Annotated in this window: 13 protein-coding genes; 12 read left to right on the top strand and 1 reads right to left on the bottom strand. The window is 71.3% G+C overall.

Annotated features, from left to right (window positions below):
* Positions 1–15 precede the first annotated feature (15 nt).
* The 8 genes from CACI_RS34785 to CACI_RS34745 all read left to right on the top strand — a co-directional run bounded on the left by CACI_RS34785 (position 16) and on the right by CACI_RS34745 (position 10457).
* A complete protein-coding gene (locus CACI_RS34785) occupies positions 16–921 on the top strand; it encodes a sigma-70 family RNA polymerase sigma factor (protein WP_015795583.1) in 906 nt (301 codons plus the stop codon).
* Positions 922–977: 56 nt separating this feature from the next.
* Positions 978–1385, top strand: a complete 408-nt coding sequence (locus CACI_RS34780) for an EthD family reductase (RefSeq protein ID WP_015795582.1) — start codon at positions 978–980, stop codon at positions 1383–1385.
* A gap of 132 nt (positions 1386–1517) precedes the next feature.
* A complete protein-coding gene (locus CACI_RS34775) occupies positions 1518–2801 on the top strand; it encodes a deoxyguanosinetriphosphate triphosphohydrolase (protein ID WP_015795581.1) in 1284 nt (427 codons plus the stop codon).
* A 21-nt stretch (positions 2802–2822) separates the two neighbouring features.
* Positions 2823–4925, top strand: a complete 2103-nt coding sequence (gene dnaG, locus CACI_RS34770; RefSeq protein WP_015795580.1) for a DNA primase — start codon at positions 2823–2825, stop codon at positions 4923–4925.
* A 148-nt stretch (positions 4926–5073) separates the two neighbouring features.
* Positions 5074–6246 (top strand): RNA polymerase sigma factor, encoded by a 1173-nt coding sequence (locus CACI_RS34765; RefSeq protein ID WP_015795579.1) that lies wholly within the window; start codon positions 5074–5076, stop codon positions 6244–6246.
* 101 nt (positions 6247–6347) lie between these two features.
* The gene (locus CACI_RS34760) at positions 6348–7970 is read left to right on the top strand and encodes an FGGY family carbohydrate kinase (protein WP_015795578.1); all 1623 of its coding nucleotides are present in this window, start codon (positions 6348–6350) and stop codon (positions 7968–7970) included.
* Between the two features lie 638 nt (positions 7971–8608).
* A complete protein-coding gene (locus CACI_RS34750) occupies positions 8609–9139 on the top strand; it encodes a hypothetical protein (RefSeq protein ID WP_015795577.1) in 531 nt (176 codons plus the stop codon).
* A gap of 79 nt (positions 9140–9218) precedes the next feature.
* Positions 9219–10457 (top strand): bifunctional alpha/beta hydrolase/OsmC family protein, encoded by a 1239-nt coding sequence (locus tag CACI_RS34745; RefSeq protein ID WP_015795576.1) that lies wholly within the window; start codon positions 9219–9221, stop codon positions 10455–10457.
* Here the strand turns inward: CACI_RS34745 and CACI_RS34740 are convergent.
* Positions 10438–11238 (bottom strand): thioesterase family protein, encoded by an 801-nt coding sequence (locus CACI_RS34740; protein ID WP_041543073.1) that lies wholly within the window; start codon positions 11236–11238, stop codon positions 10438–10440. The genes CACI_RS34745 and CACI_RS34740 overlap by 20 nt on opposite strands.
* A gap of 333 nt (positions 11239–11571) precedes the next feature.
* Here CACI_RS34740 and CACI_RS34735 point away from each other — a divergent pair, with 333 nt between their 5' ends.
* The 4 genes from CACI_RS34735 (at position 11572) to CACI_RS34720 (ending at position 15075) form a co-directional block, all read left to right on the top strand.
* The gene (locus CACI_RS34735) at positions 11572–12033 is read left to right on the top strand and encodes a DoxX family protein (protein WP_015795574.1); all 462 of its coding nucleotides are present in this window, start codon (positions 11572–11574) and stop codon (positions 12031–12033) included.
* A gap of 321 nt (positions 12034–12354) precedes the next feature.
* On the top strand, positions 12355–12627 hold the full coding sequence (locus CACI_RS34730) for a phosphopantetheine-binding protein (RefSeq protein ID WP_015795573.1): 273 nt from the start codon (positions 12355–12357) through the stop codon (positions 12625–12627).
* The gene (locus CACI_RS34725) at positions 12611–14200 is read left to right on the top strand and encodes an acyl-CoA ligase (AMP-forming), exosortase A system-associated (protein WP_015795572.1); all 1590 of its coding nucleotides are present in this window, start codon (positions 12611–12613) and stop codon (positions 14198–14200) included. Before CACI_RS34730 ends, CACI_RS34725 begins: the two co-directional genes overlap by 17 nt.
* Positions 14197–15075: a 3-hydroxyacyl-CoA dehydrogenase family protein gene (locus CACI_RS34720; protein ID WP_015795571.1), complete on the top strand. Its 879-nt coding sequence runs from the start codon at positions 14197–14199 to the stop codon at positions 15073–15075. Before CACI_RS34725 ends, CACI_RS34720 begins: the two co-directional genes overlap by 4 nt.
* The last annotated feature ends 6 nt before the right edge of the window (positions 15076–15081 follow it).

The raw sequence follows: 15081 nt of genomic DNA, 5'->3' as shown, positions 1-15081 counted from the left end.
CCCGTGGACGACCGCGTGGATCTCGAAGCGCACCGCGCCGAGCTGACGGCTTACTGCTACCGCATGCTCGGCTCCGTCCACGACGCCGAGGACCAAGTGCAGGAAACGCTGCTGCGCGCGTGGAAAGCCCGCGACCGCTACGACCCCGCCAAGGCCTCCGTCCGCACCTGGCTCTACCGCATCGCGACCAACGTCTGCCTCACCGCGCTCGCCTCGCGCGGGCGCCGACCGCTGCCCTCCGGCCTCGGCGCCCCGAGCCAGGACACCGAGGCGCCGTTGCGCCCGGCGCTCGACGTCCCCTGGCTCGAGCCCTTCCCCGATGCCCGCTTCGACGCCGACGCCCGCGCCGACCTGCGCCTGGCGTGGGTCGCGGCGGTGCAGGAACTGCCCGCGCGGCAGCGCGCGGCGCTGGTGCTGCGCGACGTGCTCGACTTCTCCGCCGCCGAGGTCGCCGAACAGCTCGGGACCACGGTCGCCGCCGTGAACAGCGCGCTGCAGCGGGCCCGCGTGACCGTCGACGGACTCGGCGAGGCGGCCGCGGTCCGCGAGACGCCCGACCCCGACCGGCACGCGGTCATCGAGCGCTATATCCACGCCTTCGAGGCTGCCGACGTCCCGGCGCTGGTCAAGCTGCTCGCCGACGACGTGGTCATGGAGATGCCGCCGGTCCCGCTGTGGTACCGCGGCCGCGAGCACTACGGCTTGTTCATGGAGCGCGTCTTCCGGCTGAACGGCACCGGCTGGCGCATGATCCCCACCTCGGCCAACGGCCAGCCCGCGCTGGCCGCCTACGCCCCGAACGCCGACGGCGGCCACCGGCGGCACACGCTGCAGGTCTTCACCGTGGTCGGCGGCCTGGTCACGGCCAACGTGGTGTTCGCCGACACGGACTTGTTCGACGCCTTCGGTCTGCCGCGATGAGTCCGGGCGGTGCCGCCGGTATGTACCGGTGAGACACCGACCGAGAGGAACCCGCCATGATCGCCACCGATACGACCGGCTCGACCGACCGCACTGACCGCACTGATCGCACCGACCCGAGCGACCCGGCCGCTGCCCCCGCTCGCTTCATCGTCCTCTGGGAGCGGCCGACCGACCCCGAGGCGTTCGAGCGGCACTACCGCGACGTCCACATCCCACTGGCCGGCAAGATCCCAGGGCTGCGCTCGTACGCCATCTGCGACAACCCGCTCCCGGTCCGCGGCGAGCCCTACTTCCGCGTCGCCGAACTGCGCTGGGACACGATGGACGATCTGCGCGTCGGGATCGCCTCGCCGGAGGGCGATGCCACCGCGAAGGACGTCGAGGAGCTCCAGCGCTACGCCGAGTGCCGCAGCTTCGTCCTCGGCCCGTTCGAGGAACTGCTGGAGGGCCTCAGAGGTTGACGGTGTAAGAACACAGGGCGGCCGTCTCGGGAGCCCGACCCGGGGCGGCCGCTCCCCGGTGCCGCGCCGCCGCCGGCCGCCCCGCCGCCGAGTCTTCAGTTTCCGTTGGCCCGCGCGGGTTACCGTGGGGCGGTGACCGATGCCTACAGCGACGCCGACCGGGAACGCCACCTCCCGGACCACCCCAGCAACGTGCGGCGCACCGCTTTCGAGCGGGACCGGGCCCGGGTGCTGCACAGCGCGGCGCTGCGCCGGCTGGCGGCCAAGACCCAGGTGGTCGCGCCGGGGTCGAGCGATTCGGCGTTCGGCGCCTACCTGGACAGCCCGCGCACCCGGCTGACCCACAGCCTGGAGTGCGCGCAGATCGGCCGGGAACTGGGCAAGGAGCTGGGCGCCGATCCGGACTTGATGGAGACCGCCTGCCTGTCCCACGACCTCGGTCACCCTCCGTTCGGCCACACCGGCGAGGAGGCGCTGGCGCTCGCCGCGGCCGAATGCGGCGGCTTCGAGGGCAACGCGCAGTCCTTCCGGATCCTGGTCCGGCTGGAGGCCAAGGTACTGGGCCCGAACGGCGAGCTCGGCGGGCTGAACCTGACGCGCGCGGCGCTGGACGCCGCGACGAAGTACCCGTGGACCCGCGCCGAGGGGCAGGCGCGCGGCACGGCGAAGTTCGGCGTCTACGCCGACGACGAGCCGGTCTTCGAGTGGATGCGCACCGGCGCCGTCCCCGGCCGCGGCTGTTTCGAGGCGCAGGTGATGGACTGGTCCGACGATGTGGCGTACTCGGTCCACGATCTCGAGGACGCCCTGCACGCCGGCTACCTGGTCCCCAAGGCGCTGCTGTCGCTGACCGAGCAGGCGGAGCTCTTCGAGCTCACCGAGATGCGCTACGCCCCGGGCGCCAGCGCCGACGAGCTGTCCGAGGCGCTGTTCCGGCTGATGGACCTGGACTACTGGCCCGGCGACTACGACGGCTCCTTCGCCGCGCAGGCCGCGCTGAAGAACACCACCAGCAGCCTGATCGGCCGGTTCTGCCAGTCCGCCGCGGCCGCCACGCGCGAGGCCGCGGCCGATCGCGAAGCGGAGACCTACGTCACCGGGCCGCTGACCCGCTACGCCGCCGACCTGGTCGTGCCGCGCCGGACCCGGCTGGAGTGCGCGCTGCTGAAAGCGGTCACGGCGCTCTACGTCATGCAGCGCGACGACGCCCGCGAGCGCCGCCGCCTGCAACGGGAACTGGTCACGAGCCTGGCCGAGGGACTCTCGGCGCATCCGGAGCACCTGGAGCCCTCCTTCCGCGCCTGGTACTCCGACGCCACCGACGAATGCACCCGGTTGCGCGTGGTCGTGGACCAGGTGGCGTCACTGACCGACGACGCCGCGTACGCCCTGAGCAGGAGACTCGGAACGGTCTGACGGCGCAGCTAAACTCTGGTTGTGGCTGGACAGATCAAAGACGAAGACATCGACCGAGTACGCCAGGCGGCGTCGATCGTCGATGTCGTCGGCGCCGTGGTCCAACTACGCAACGGCGGCGGGGGAAACCTGAAGGGCCTGTGCCCTTTCCACGACGAGAAATCGCCGTCCTTCCAGGTGAGCCCGGCAAAGAATTTCTACCACTGCTTCGGCTGCGGGGTCGGTGGCGACGTCCTGAAGTTCGTCATGGAGTACGACCACCTCAGTTTCCCCGAGGCGGTCGAGCGGCTGGCGGGGCAGTACAACATCGAGCTGCGCTACACCGAGGGCGGCTACACGAACCAGGGCGTGCGCAGCGAGCGCACCCGGCTCATCGAGGCGCACAAGGCCGCCGCCGAATACTTCGTGGACCAGCTGTCCACCCCGGCCGCCGCCCACGCCCGGGAGCTTCTGGCCGCGCGCGGGTTCGACGCCGGCGCGATCGAGCAGTTCCACGTCGGCTTCGCCCCTGAGTCCTGGGAGTCGCTGGTCCGGCATCTGCGCGGACGCGGCTTCACCGACAAGGAGATCCTGACCGGCGGCCTTGCTTCCGAAGGCCGGCGCGGGGCGATGGACCGTTTCCGCAACCGGCTGATGTGGCCGATCGCCGACCTGTCCGGCGACGTGATCGGCTTCGGCGGGCGGCGGCTCACCGACGACCCGGACACCCCGAAGTACCTCAACAGCCCCGAGACACCGATCTACAAGAAGTCCTCGGTGCTCTACGGCTTAGAGATGGCGCGGAGAGAAATCGTCAAGCAGGAGCGCGCGGTCGTCGTCGAGGGCTACACCGACGTGATGGCCTGCCATCTGGCCGGCGTCCCGACCGCGGTGGCGACCTGCGGGACCGCGTTCGGCGAGGAGCACATCAAGATCCTGCGACGGCTGCTGGCCGACCGGAACCAGTTCCTCGGCGTCGAAGTGGTCTTCACCTTCGACGGCGACTCCGCCGGGCAGAAGGCGGCCATGCGCGCCTATCTGGACGAGGACAAGTTCGTCACGCAGACCTTCGTCGCCGTCGAGCCCAGCGGCATGGACCCCTGCGATCTGCGTCTGGCCAAGGGCGACGCGGCGGTGCGCGAGCTGGTCGCCACCCGGACCCGGCTGTTCGAGTTCGTGATCCGCGCCGAGCTGGCCAAGCAGAACCTCGACGAGTCCGAGGGCCGCGTCCACGCCCTGCGCACCACCGCGCCGATCGTGGCGAAGATCCGCGATTCGGCGCTGCGCAACGACTACACGCGCCGGCTGGCCGGCTGGCTCGGGTTGGAGGAGCGCGACGTGCAGTCGGCGGTGCGCCGTCTGCTCGCGGCTTCCGGCATCCGGCCGGAGGTCTCGGTCCCCAGCGGCGGCCAAGGGCCCTCAGGCGGCCGTGGCGGCGACTGGAACGACCGCCGGGGGAATCAGGGCTCGAACAACCGGCGCGGCGGCTACGGGGGCGGACAGGGCGGACAGGGCGGCCAGGGCGGGTACGGCGGCGGACGCGGAGGCGGCCGGGGCGGCGGACGCGACGACTGGGACCGCGGCGGCGGACGGAACGACCGCGGCGGCTACGGCGGCGGCTACAGCTCGCCGGGCCAGGACGGCCTGTTCGGCGCCGAGGCCGCGACCGTGCCCGGCCGAGGACAACGGGATCCGGTCGCCGGCGCCGAGCGCGAAGCGGTGAAGATGGCGTTGCAATTCCCGCAACTCGCCGGTGCCACGTTCGACGGTCTGGCGCCGGAGGAGTTCACCGTTCCCGCCTATGCCGCGGTGTGCGCCGCGGTACGCGCGAGCGGGGGATGCGCTGCGGGAAATGACAACAACTGGACCGGCCGCGTCCAAGATCAGGCTCCTGACGACGCCATCCGCGGGCTGATCACCGAGCTGACCGTGGAGCCGGTGCATTTTCGCGGCAAGGCCGACGAACGCTATGTCGCCGAAGTCATGACCCGGGTGCGCGTCCACACCGTCGACCGGCGTATCAAGGACGTGAGATCCAAGCTCCAGCGGCTGAATCCGGTGACCGGGCAAGAGGAATACAACAAACTCTTCGGCGAACTCGTGGCCTTGGAGCAATACAAGCGTGGCCTGGCGGAAGTCTCGTAACGGTCACGGTTCCGTGACCGGCGGGCGACGCCGATCTTGATTCTTCCCGCACCGATCTCGGTTCAGTTTCCGTTATCTGGGATAGCTCTGCGGTGCGCGGGGTAAGCGTGTGGCGAAGACGTCGCGAACCCCCACCTTGGAGCTTGTCGTGAACAGTGCTGTCGCACAGGGACCGGTAGCCCTCCTCGACGCCGTCGCGCCGGCCCCCCACACCGGCGCACCGTCCGTGGCTGAGGCCAGGACCGCCGTCGGTCTGGGTGACCAGGAGGAACTCGGTCCCCTGCGCATCCCCGGCCCCGCCGCGCCGGAGATCGCAGAGCTCGAAGCGGCGCTGGAGGAGGAGGCCGAGACCGAGCCGGAGAAGGAAGCCGAGGCCGACCAGAAGGTCAACGCCTGGGCCGATTCCGCCGGACCGGCCGGCGACCTGTTCCGGCAGTATCTGCGGGAGATCGGCCGGGTGCCGCTGCTGAACGCGGTGCTGGAGGTGGAACTCGCCCAAGCCGTCGAGGCCGGGCTGTTCGCCGAGGAGAAGCTGACCTTCCAGACGCACCTCAAGCCGCAGCTGCGGCGCGAGCTGGCCATCCTGGTCCTGGAGGGCCAGGCCGCCAAGCGCCGGCTGATCGAGGCGAACCTGCGCCTGGTGGTGTCGATCGCCAAGCGGTATCTGGGCCGTGGCATGTCGATCCTGGACCTGGTCCAGGAGGGCAACCTCGGGCTGATCCGCGCGGTGGAGAAGTTCGACTACACCCGCGGCTACAAGTTCTCCACGTACGCGACCTGGTGGATCCGGCAGGCGATGAGCCGGGCGCTGGCCGACCAGGCCCGCACCATCCGGGTGCCGGTGCACGTGGTCGAGCTGATGAACCGCGTGGTCCGGCTGCAGCGCAGGCTGCTGCAGGAGAACGGAGTCGAGCCGACACCGGACGATATCGCGGAGGTTCTGGGCGTCGCGGTCGAGCGGGTCGTGGAAGTCCTGCGCCTGGCTCAGGAACCGGTGTCGCTGCACGCGCCGGTCGGCGAAGAGGACGACGTGGCCCTCGGCGACCTCATCGAGGACGCCGACGCGGTCTCCCCGGCCGATTCGGTCGCCGTGGTGATGCTGCGCGAGCACCTGGACGCGCTGCTGTCCACCCTCGGCGAACGCGAGAAGCGCGTGGTCCAGCTGCGCTACGGACTCACCGACGGCCAGCCGCACACTCTGGAGGAGATCGGGCGCACCTTCGGCGTCACGCGCGAGCGGATCCGGCAGATCGAGGCCAAGACCCTGGCCAAGCTGCGCGGTCACACCTACGCCGATCAGCTGCTTGACTACCTGCGATAGCGGTGGGTCACCGGCAGGAAACCGAACCGCGTCGAATGTGTCGGAACAGGTTGGGCTGGACCTGTTTCCGGCGCGCGGCTCATACGGCATGATCTGGCGTCATGCCGATCGTCGCGGGTATCGATTCCTCGCCCAGCACCACTCGAGTCGTCGTCTGCGATGCCCTCAGCGGGAAGGTGATCCGCAAGGCGGCCGTGGCCCACGCCGCCGCCGGGGAGGACGATCCGCGCGAGTGGTGGAACGCTCTTGTCAAAGCCTGTGACGGCGACATCCTGGACGGCGTCCAGGCGGTCGCCGTTTCCGGGCAGCGCCAAGCGCTGGTCGCGTTGGACAACGCCGGAGGCGTGGTACGCCCGGCGCTGATGTCCACGGACTACCGCGCCGCGAACTCCGCCGACGACCTGGTCGGCGAGGGCGGCGGTCCGGGCGCCTGGGCCGCCGCGGTCGGCTCGGTGCCGACCGCCGCCTTCCCGATAGCCAAGCTGCGCTGGCTGGCCCAGCGCGAACCGGAGAACGCCGCGCGGGTCGCCGCCGTCCTGCAGCCGCACGACTGGCTCACCTGGCTGCTGCTCGGCGGCGCCGGGGGACCGGTGACCGACCGCGGTGAGGCCTCCGGCACCGGCTACTGGTCGCCGTTCTCCAACGACTACCGCACGGCCCTGCTGACCCACGCCTTCGGCCGCGAGGTCGCCGTGCCGCGGGTGCTCGGCCCGGTCGAGCCCGCCGGGAACACCAACGCCGGCGTGCTGGTCGCCCCCGGCACCGGTTCGGCGATGGCGCAGGTGCTCGGGCTGTCCGCCGAACCCGGCGACGTGGTGATCAGCGTCGGCGCCACCGGCACGCTGTTCGCCGGCGGGCTGGAGCGCCCGATCGCCGACCCCAGCGGCACGGTCTCCGGGTTCGCCGACGCCACCGGCGGCTTCCTGGCGATGGCCCGCACCGGCGAGGCGATGCCAACGCTGGAGGCCGCCGCGAAGATGACCGGTGTTGATCTGCAAGGGCTTTCGCGGCTCGCGCTGGAGTCCACGCCCGGCGCGCAGGGCGTCGTCCTGGTGCCGCCGACGGCCGGCCAGCCCGGCTCGCTGACCGGGCTGCGGCTGGCCCGGATGACCGCGCCGAACCTGGCGCGCGCGGCGGTCGAGGGCATGCTGTGCGGGATCGCCGAAGGGCTGGACGCGCTGGGGGCGCAGATGGCCGCGGTCGGCACGCCGCTGCGGCGCGTGATCCTCACCGGCAAGGGCGCGCGGCTGGACGCGGTCCGGCTGATAGCCCCGGCGATCTTCGGCGTCCCGGTCGCGGTCGCGGTGTCCGCCTCCTTCGAGGACGGACCCGGCGGCGGCCTGACCTCCACCGGCGTGTTCGCCGCCCTGGACGCCACCGGCGTGCCGCGCCCCGGCTCGGGCCGCCCGACCGGCGCGGTGATGCTCGGCGGCAGCGAGATCATGGCGATCGGCGCGGCGCGGCAGGCGGCGTGGGTGCTGGCCGCGTCCACCGCTCCCGGCGGCGAGGCGCCCAAGGCGCCGCCGACGTGGAACGAGGCGGTGATGTACAAGGACTCGCCGAACGTCAAGGCGGGCATCGGCGTCGGGGTGCGGGCGCAGTTCGCCGGAGCCCGCGAGGCGATGCTGGCGTCCATGGACGGCATACCTGCTCCTCAGTCGCCCTCGGCTGCCGGCGGCAATGCCGTAGGAAGTACCGTCCCGGCCGGGGCGCTGCCGCAGTAACCTGCGCTCTCCGTGTGGGGACAGTGCAAGGAGAGCCATGCCTAGGTGGGGAACGGTCGGCCGTGGGGGATCGGGGCGCATCCCGGTTCTGGTGGCGGTGACGGGTATGGCGCTGGCGTTGACATCGGCCGGATGCTCCAGCTCTGGGACGGTGGGTGCGACCGGGAAGCCTTCGCCCACCGCGTTTTTCAGCTCGAAGCCTTTGCCGACGAACCAGTCGCTCGCCTCGGGGTCCCCGAGCTCGCCGAGCACCTCGGGCTCGCCGAGTACCTCGGCCGCGCGGGACGCCACGGTGTCGCAGGCCGAGGCCGCGGCGGCGCTGAAGGCGTATGAGACGCAGAACAACAACGCCAACGGCGCCTTGGACACCGCGCAGATCGCGAAGGCCGAGAGCGGATCATTGCTGGCGGTGGACCAGGCCAGCCTGCTCTACGCCCAAGGCATCGGCGGCGATAGGGCGAAGCAGGACAAAGTGCCGATGGCGTTGAACAAGCCGGTGTTCTACATCCCGCGCTCGCTGGGCTATCCGCGCGCGTTCTTCGTCACGACCACCGCGGTGCAGTCCGGTGCGCCGAGCAACTCGTTCCTGATGCACTTCAGCCAGGACCACGCGGGCGCCGTGGCTCGCGGACAGCGTCGTGGTGCTCCTGTCCGGCCAGCAGTGGCCGGCGTTCGCCGTCGGCTCCGACGGTCTGCTGGACTACGGCGCGACCCAGCAGGACGAGCTGCCGCTCGACACGGTCGGCGTGGCGGCCGCCGACCGCGGCACGCTCACGGACAACGACGCCGGCCAGCCCGACTCGGCGTTCCTGAACGACGACGTGACGCTCGCCGAGCTGAAATGGATCCAGAACGAGAACGACGAAGTCTCGCCGGCCGATGTGGCGATGACGATCTCCACGGAACTGAACCCCGCGCCGACCTACCTGCCGTTGAAGAACGGCGGCGAGCTGACGCTGTACGGGACGCGGTTCTCCCTGCGCGTCTCGCAGTCCGGGCGCACCTTCTCCGTCGACGACCAGGGCTGGGCCAAGATCGCCGGCGCCACCTCCTTCCAGGGCGGCTTCACCATCGAGGCGGTCTGGATGGTCGCCGCGATCGACCCGCCGGACAAGACGGGGAAGATCGAGAAGATCGCCTCCAACGGCGGCCCGGTGTCAATGCACTGAGTCGCAGAGTCTCGGCTCGCGTCTTCGCCTTGCCGGGGCGATGCGGCGTCCGGCAGCCCGGTCGGGGATGCTTGATGCCATGTCCACCTCGCTCAAGGTCACCTTTCCCGGCGGTGGCGGCGTCGCCCTCGCCGCTCGGCTGGAGCTGCCCGACGGCGCCGCGCCCCGGGCGTACGCGATCTTCGCCCACTGCTTCACGTGCGGCAAGGACGCCGTCGCCGCCTCGCGGATCGCCCGCGCGCTGACCGACCACGGCATCGCGGTGCTGCGCTTCGACTTCACCGGCCTGGGCCAGTCCGACGGCGACTTCGGGAACACCGGCTTCACCTCCAACGTGGAGGACCTGGTCGCGGCGGCGGACCACCTGCGCACCGAGTACGGCGCGCCGAGCCTGCTCATCGGCCACTCCCTCGGCGGCGCCGCGGTCCTGGCCGCCCGCCACGGCATCCCCGAGGTGCGCGCCGTGGTGACGATCGGGGCACCGGCGGACCCCTCCCACATCGCCCACCTGCTCAGCGAAGCCCGCGACACCATCGAGCGCGACGGCGAGGCGACGGTGACGCTGGGCGGGCGCGACTTCTGCGTCCGCAGCAGTTTCCTGGCCGACATAGCGGATCAGCCGCAGGCCGAACGCATCCACGACCTGAAGGCCGCCCTGCTGGTCATGCACTCCCCGCAGGACGAGACGGTCGGCGTCGACAACGCCCGGCAGATCTTCGACGCCGCGCGCCACCCGAAGTCCTTCGTGTCGCTGGACGGCGCCGACCACCTGCTCACCCGGCGGCGCGACGCGGAGTACGCCGCGACGGTCCTGGCCGCGTGGGTCAGCCGCTATCTTCCCGAGCCCGAGCCCTCCACGGTGGCCACCCTGGACACCTCGGTGACCGTCACCGAGACCGGCACCGAACCGCTCCAACAGCTGATCACCGCCGGACGGCACCACATCGTCGCCGACGAACCGGTCCCGACCGGAGGCGACACCGGCCCGAACCCCTACGACCTCCTGCTCGCGGCGCTGGGCGCCTGCACCTCGATGACGCTGCGGCTGTACGCGACCCGCAAGAACCTGCCGCTGGAGAAGGTGACCGTCTCCCTGAACCACGACCGGATCCATGCCACGGACTGCGAGGAGTGCGAAACCACCACCGGCTTCGTGGACCGCATCGACCGGACGATCCGCCTCGACGGTCCCCTGACGCGGGAACAGCGGGACCGGCTCCTGGAGATCGCCGACAAGTGCCCGGTGCACCGGACGCTGACCTCCGAGACGGTCATTCAGACGAGACTCGCTGAAGGCGTCACAAAGGCCGAACAGTAAGCATCTGCTCGGCGTGCCCGACCGGACCCGCCACGTCGTGCAGCACGGTCGATGTGACGCCCTGACCGGTCGGGCCGAAGGACACGGTCGTGTCCAAGCCCGTCCACCGCCCCTCGGGCTGTCGGTGCAGATGGACGGTCAGGTCGACATTCGGGAACATCCACTCGGTCGGAGACTGCCGCACGGCGATGCCGTTGGCGGTGTCGATCAGCGCGACGAAGGACGCGAGCGGGCTGCTCGCCTCGCCCGCGACGAGGTCGAGACCGGTGCCGATCCAGGCGGTCGTGCGCCCCGGGCGCGGCGGTGCGACGGGACGGACGTCCACTGAGGCGATGTAGCCACCGGGCCACACGTCCGTCAGCGACCACGAGGCGAGTTCCTCCGGCGGCGTCAGCCTGCCCCCGCCATCCTCGCCACCCTCGTCCCCACCGGCCACAGCCCTGGTGTCCCCCGAGCTCAGCAACCAAGCCCGAGCCCGCACCGCCGCCCGGTCGCCGATGAGCACGACCGCCTCGACCAGCTCGATCGTGCGCCCCGGCCGCAGCGTCTCCACCCGGATCTCGCACTCGTCGAGAGCGAGGCGCCCCAGGATGTCGTAGCTGATCCGCGAGAGCACCAGCTTCTCGCCCGGCCGCCCGGCCACGAACCGGTCGATGGCGTGGACCACGAGCCCGCCGAGCGGGCTGAAGTGCTGCTCCGCCGGGTCCCACGCGCCGCCGGCGTGCGCGGTGGGCTTGTAGCGGTTCTCGCCTGCCGGTTCGTAGTAGCTGCCGATGTTCATGGACGGGCGCGTGCCTCTCGAGCGGATGCCGGCGGTGGTCGCCGAGGACATTTTATGGCGGACGGCGCCCTCCATGATCGACACCCACAGTAATCAGCGCCAGCGGTCAGACCCGCCCGCGCCGCGCCGCCGGGTCCCGATCGCCTGCCGCCGGTACATCAGGCCTCGAACACTGGCCGCTTCCGACGTCCACAACCTGTCAGCGCGCGGGGCTCGGCGGCTGCCTGTTTTGTGCCGAGACTGGGTCCCTGTCAGGCGCCGTTCCCCCGCCTCCGGGGTGCGTGACGGCGGTCCCCGTGACACTCCGGATCTACCAGGAAGTGGTGAGAAGGAATGCGCAACCTGAAGTCCGTGCCGGAGTACGGCACCTCGCTCTTTCGGATCGTCGTGGGCTTCCTCATGGCGTGCCACGGCGCCAGCAATCTGTTCTCCTGGCCGGCGAAGGCCACCGGCGGGCACACGGTGTCGCCGACCGTGTGGCCCGGCGGAGTCGCCGCGCTACTGCAGTTCTCGTTCGGGGTGCTGGTGATGCTCGGGGTGGTGACGCGGGTCTCCGGCATCATCTTGTCCGGGACGATGGCGTACGCGTACTTCTCCGTGCACGCCGAGAAGGCGCTGCTGCCGATCGCCAACGGCGGGGAGCCGGCGGCGATGTTCTCCTGGGCGTTCCTCATGATCGCGATCGTCGGCGCCGGTCCGCTGTCGGTGGACGCCGTGCTGGAGAAGGTGCGCCGAACGTCCCCGGCGATGGTCGTGTCCGAGCCGGAGGGCGCGCCCGCCGTCGCCACGGCTTGAGCCGACCGGCCGCACCGCCCCACCAAGCGCTCCGGTCGCGGCGCCCCCCGTCGCGCGGCCGGAGCTGTCCGGCGCGAGTCAGTATCCCCCTACGACCCGCGCCGGACCCCTCAGCAGCGAATCAGGCCATTGATCAAGCGGTCGAAGGCGGCTGTCACCGCGACCGCCGATCACCGGGCGCTGACCGGTTCGGGCAGGGACAACCTGTCACCGTCCGGCCATCGGCGCCCCCGGGTTTTTGCGCACACACTGGATCGCGGCCGGGTGATCCGTCCGCGGCCGGCGCCGTGCCGAGCGCCCCGTCCGAGATGAGGTGGCACGTTGACATCCCAAGAGACCGAGATCCCGCTCCCCTTCCAGGAGCTGCTGCGGCCCCACCTGCCCTACGCCGGCGCCGGGCCGCTGGGCGCCGGGGAGGACCTGGCCGCGCTCGGCCTGGACTCCATGGCCGTGGTCCAGCTGCTCTCCGACGTCGAGGCCGAGTTCGGGGTGGAGCTGCCCGACGAGATCCTGGACGAGGCCACCTTCGCCACCGTCGGCTCGCTGTGGGCGGCGGTCAGCGCACTGGTCGGTAGCGGTGCTGACGCGGCTTGACGACCTGGTGCGCCGCGGCGACCCCGAGCGCCCGGCCGTCACCTTCAAGGACGGCACCCTGACCTACGGCCGGCTGGCCGAGCAGGTCGGTGCTGCGGCTGCGGGCCTGCGCGCGCTCGGCTTGGAGCGCGGCGACAGGGTCCTGATCTACCTGGAGAAACGGCTGGAGACGGTCGTGGCGCTGTTCGCCGCCTCGGCCGCCGGTCTGGTCGTCGTGCCGGTCAACCCGCTGCTCAAGGCCGGACAGGTCGGCTTCATCGCCGGGGACTGTACGGCGCGGGCGGTCCTGACCAGCCCCGAGCGGCTGCAGACCGTCCGCGAGGACCTGCCCGGGTCCGTGGCGCACGTCGTCGTGGTCGGAAGCCGCGCCGAGACCGGCGACCACGACGGCGCCACCGCCGTGACCGCCTGGACCGAGCTGTGCCAGATGGCAGAGCCGGAGTCGCAGAGCCCTGTCACCGTCGTCGACGCCGACATCGCCGCGATCCTCTACACCTCCGGCAGCACCGGCACGCCCAAGGGCGTGGTGCTGTCCCACCGCAATCTGCTCGCCGGCGCCGAGAGCGTGGCCGGCTACCTCGGTCATACCGCCGACGACGTGGTCCTGTCCGTCCTCCCGCTGAGCTTCGACGCCGGGCTGAGCCAGGTGACCACCGCGCTGCACGCCGGCGCGCACGTGGTCCTGGTGAACTTCCTGCTGGCCCGCGAAGTGGTCCGGCTGTGTGCCAAGCACCGTGTCACGGCCCTGACGTGCGTGCCGCCGCTGTGGATGCAGCTCGCCGAAGCCGACTGGCCCGAGGAGTCCGCGGCGCACCTGCGCTACTTCGCCAACACCGGCGGCCACCTCCCGCGCACCACGCTGGACCGCCTCCGCGAAGTCTTCCCCAAGGCCGACCCGTTCCTGATGTACGGGCTCACCGAAGCCTTCCGCTCCACCTACCTCGACCCCGCCGAGATCGACCGCCGCCCGGACTCGATCGGCAAGGCGATCCCGAACGCCGAGGTGCTGGTGGTCCGTCCCGACGGCACGCCCTGCGCCGCCGGCGAGGAAGGCGAGATCGTGCACCGCGGCGCGCTGGTGGCTCTCGGCTACTGGAACGACCCGGAGCGGACCGCCGAACGCTACCGCTCACTGCCCCGCGCGGCCGGAGCGGCACGCGAGGAAACCGCGGTGTGGTCCGGCGACCGAGCCGTGCGCGACGAGGACGGCTTCCTCTACTTCCGCGGGCGCGCCGACGAGATGATCAAGACCTCCGGCTACCGGGTCAGCCCGACCGAGGTGGAACAGGCGGCGCACGCCACCGGACTCGTCGCCGAAGCCGCCGCGTTCGGCGTGCCGGACGAGGCGCTGGGGCAGCACATCGTGCTGTTCGCCGCTCCCGTCCCGGACACCGGCGCCGACCCGGCGCCGCTGCTGGCCGCGCTGCGGACAGCCCTCCCGACCTACATGCTGCCGCGGCGGATCGCGTTCCTGGACCGGCTCCCGCGCTCCGCCAACGGCAAGTTCGACCGCGCCCTGCTCCGGGAGCGGACATCGCAAGTGGAATCCGAAGACGAGATGGGACTGACATGACTCTGGTGGGTGTCGTCGGCGCCGGCGTGATGGGCGTCGGGGTCGCGCAGAACCTGGCGCAGACCGGGCACGACGTGATCCTCGTCGACAAGGACGAGGAGACGCTTCGCGAGGCGCTGACCCTTATCGAGCGCAACTGCCGGATGAGCCGGCTGATGGGCGGCCCGGAGGTGGACGCCGCCGCCGTGCTGGCCCGGATCACCACCGGGGTCGGCGCCAAGCAGGTGGCCGGCGCCGAGATCGTGATCGAGAACGTCACCGAGAACTGGGACGTCAAGCGCGCGGTCCACGAGGAGATGGACGCCGCGTGCGGACCGGAGACGGTGTTCGTGGTGAACACCTCCGCGATCCCGATCACCAAGATCGCCGCGGTCACCGGCCGCCCGGACCGGGTGGTCGGCGTGCACTTCATGAACCCGGTGCCGGCCAAGCCCGCCGTGGAGCTGATCCCGGGCTTCCACACCAGCCCGGACACCGTGGAGCGCACCCGCGATCTGCTGACCGCGATGGGCAAGAAGGCGGTGCAGGTCAAGGACTCCTGCGGGTTCGTCTCCAACCGGGTGCTGATGCTCACCGTGAACGAGGCGGCCTTCCTGGTCCACGAGGGCGTGGCCAGCGCCGCGGACGTGGACGAGGTGTTCCGCAGCTGCTTCGGCCACCCGATGGGCCCGCTGGAGACCGCCGACCTGATCGGCGTGGACACCATCCTGTACAGCGTCGAGGTGCTGTACGAGCACTACGCCGACAGCAAGTACCGCCCGTGCCCGCTGCTGAAGCAGATGACCGACGCCGGGCTGCACGGCCGCAAGTCCGGCCGTGGCTTCCACGACTACGACCCCTCCGGCCGGCTGGTCTCCGCCGGTTCCGCGAACTGAAGACAC

Origin of the sequence: Catenulispora acidiphila DSM 44928 (genome assembly GCF_000024025.1) — a bacterium.
In the GTDB taxonomy this organism is placed as follows: Bacteria; Actinomycetota; Actinomycetes; order Streptomycetales; family Catenulisporaceae; genus Catenulispora; species Catenulispora acidiphila.
The sequence above is the reverse complement of the archived record's forward strand: the minus strand, read 5'-3'. Positions and strand labels throughout refer to the sequence as shown.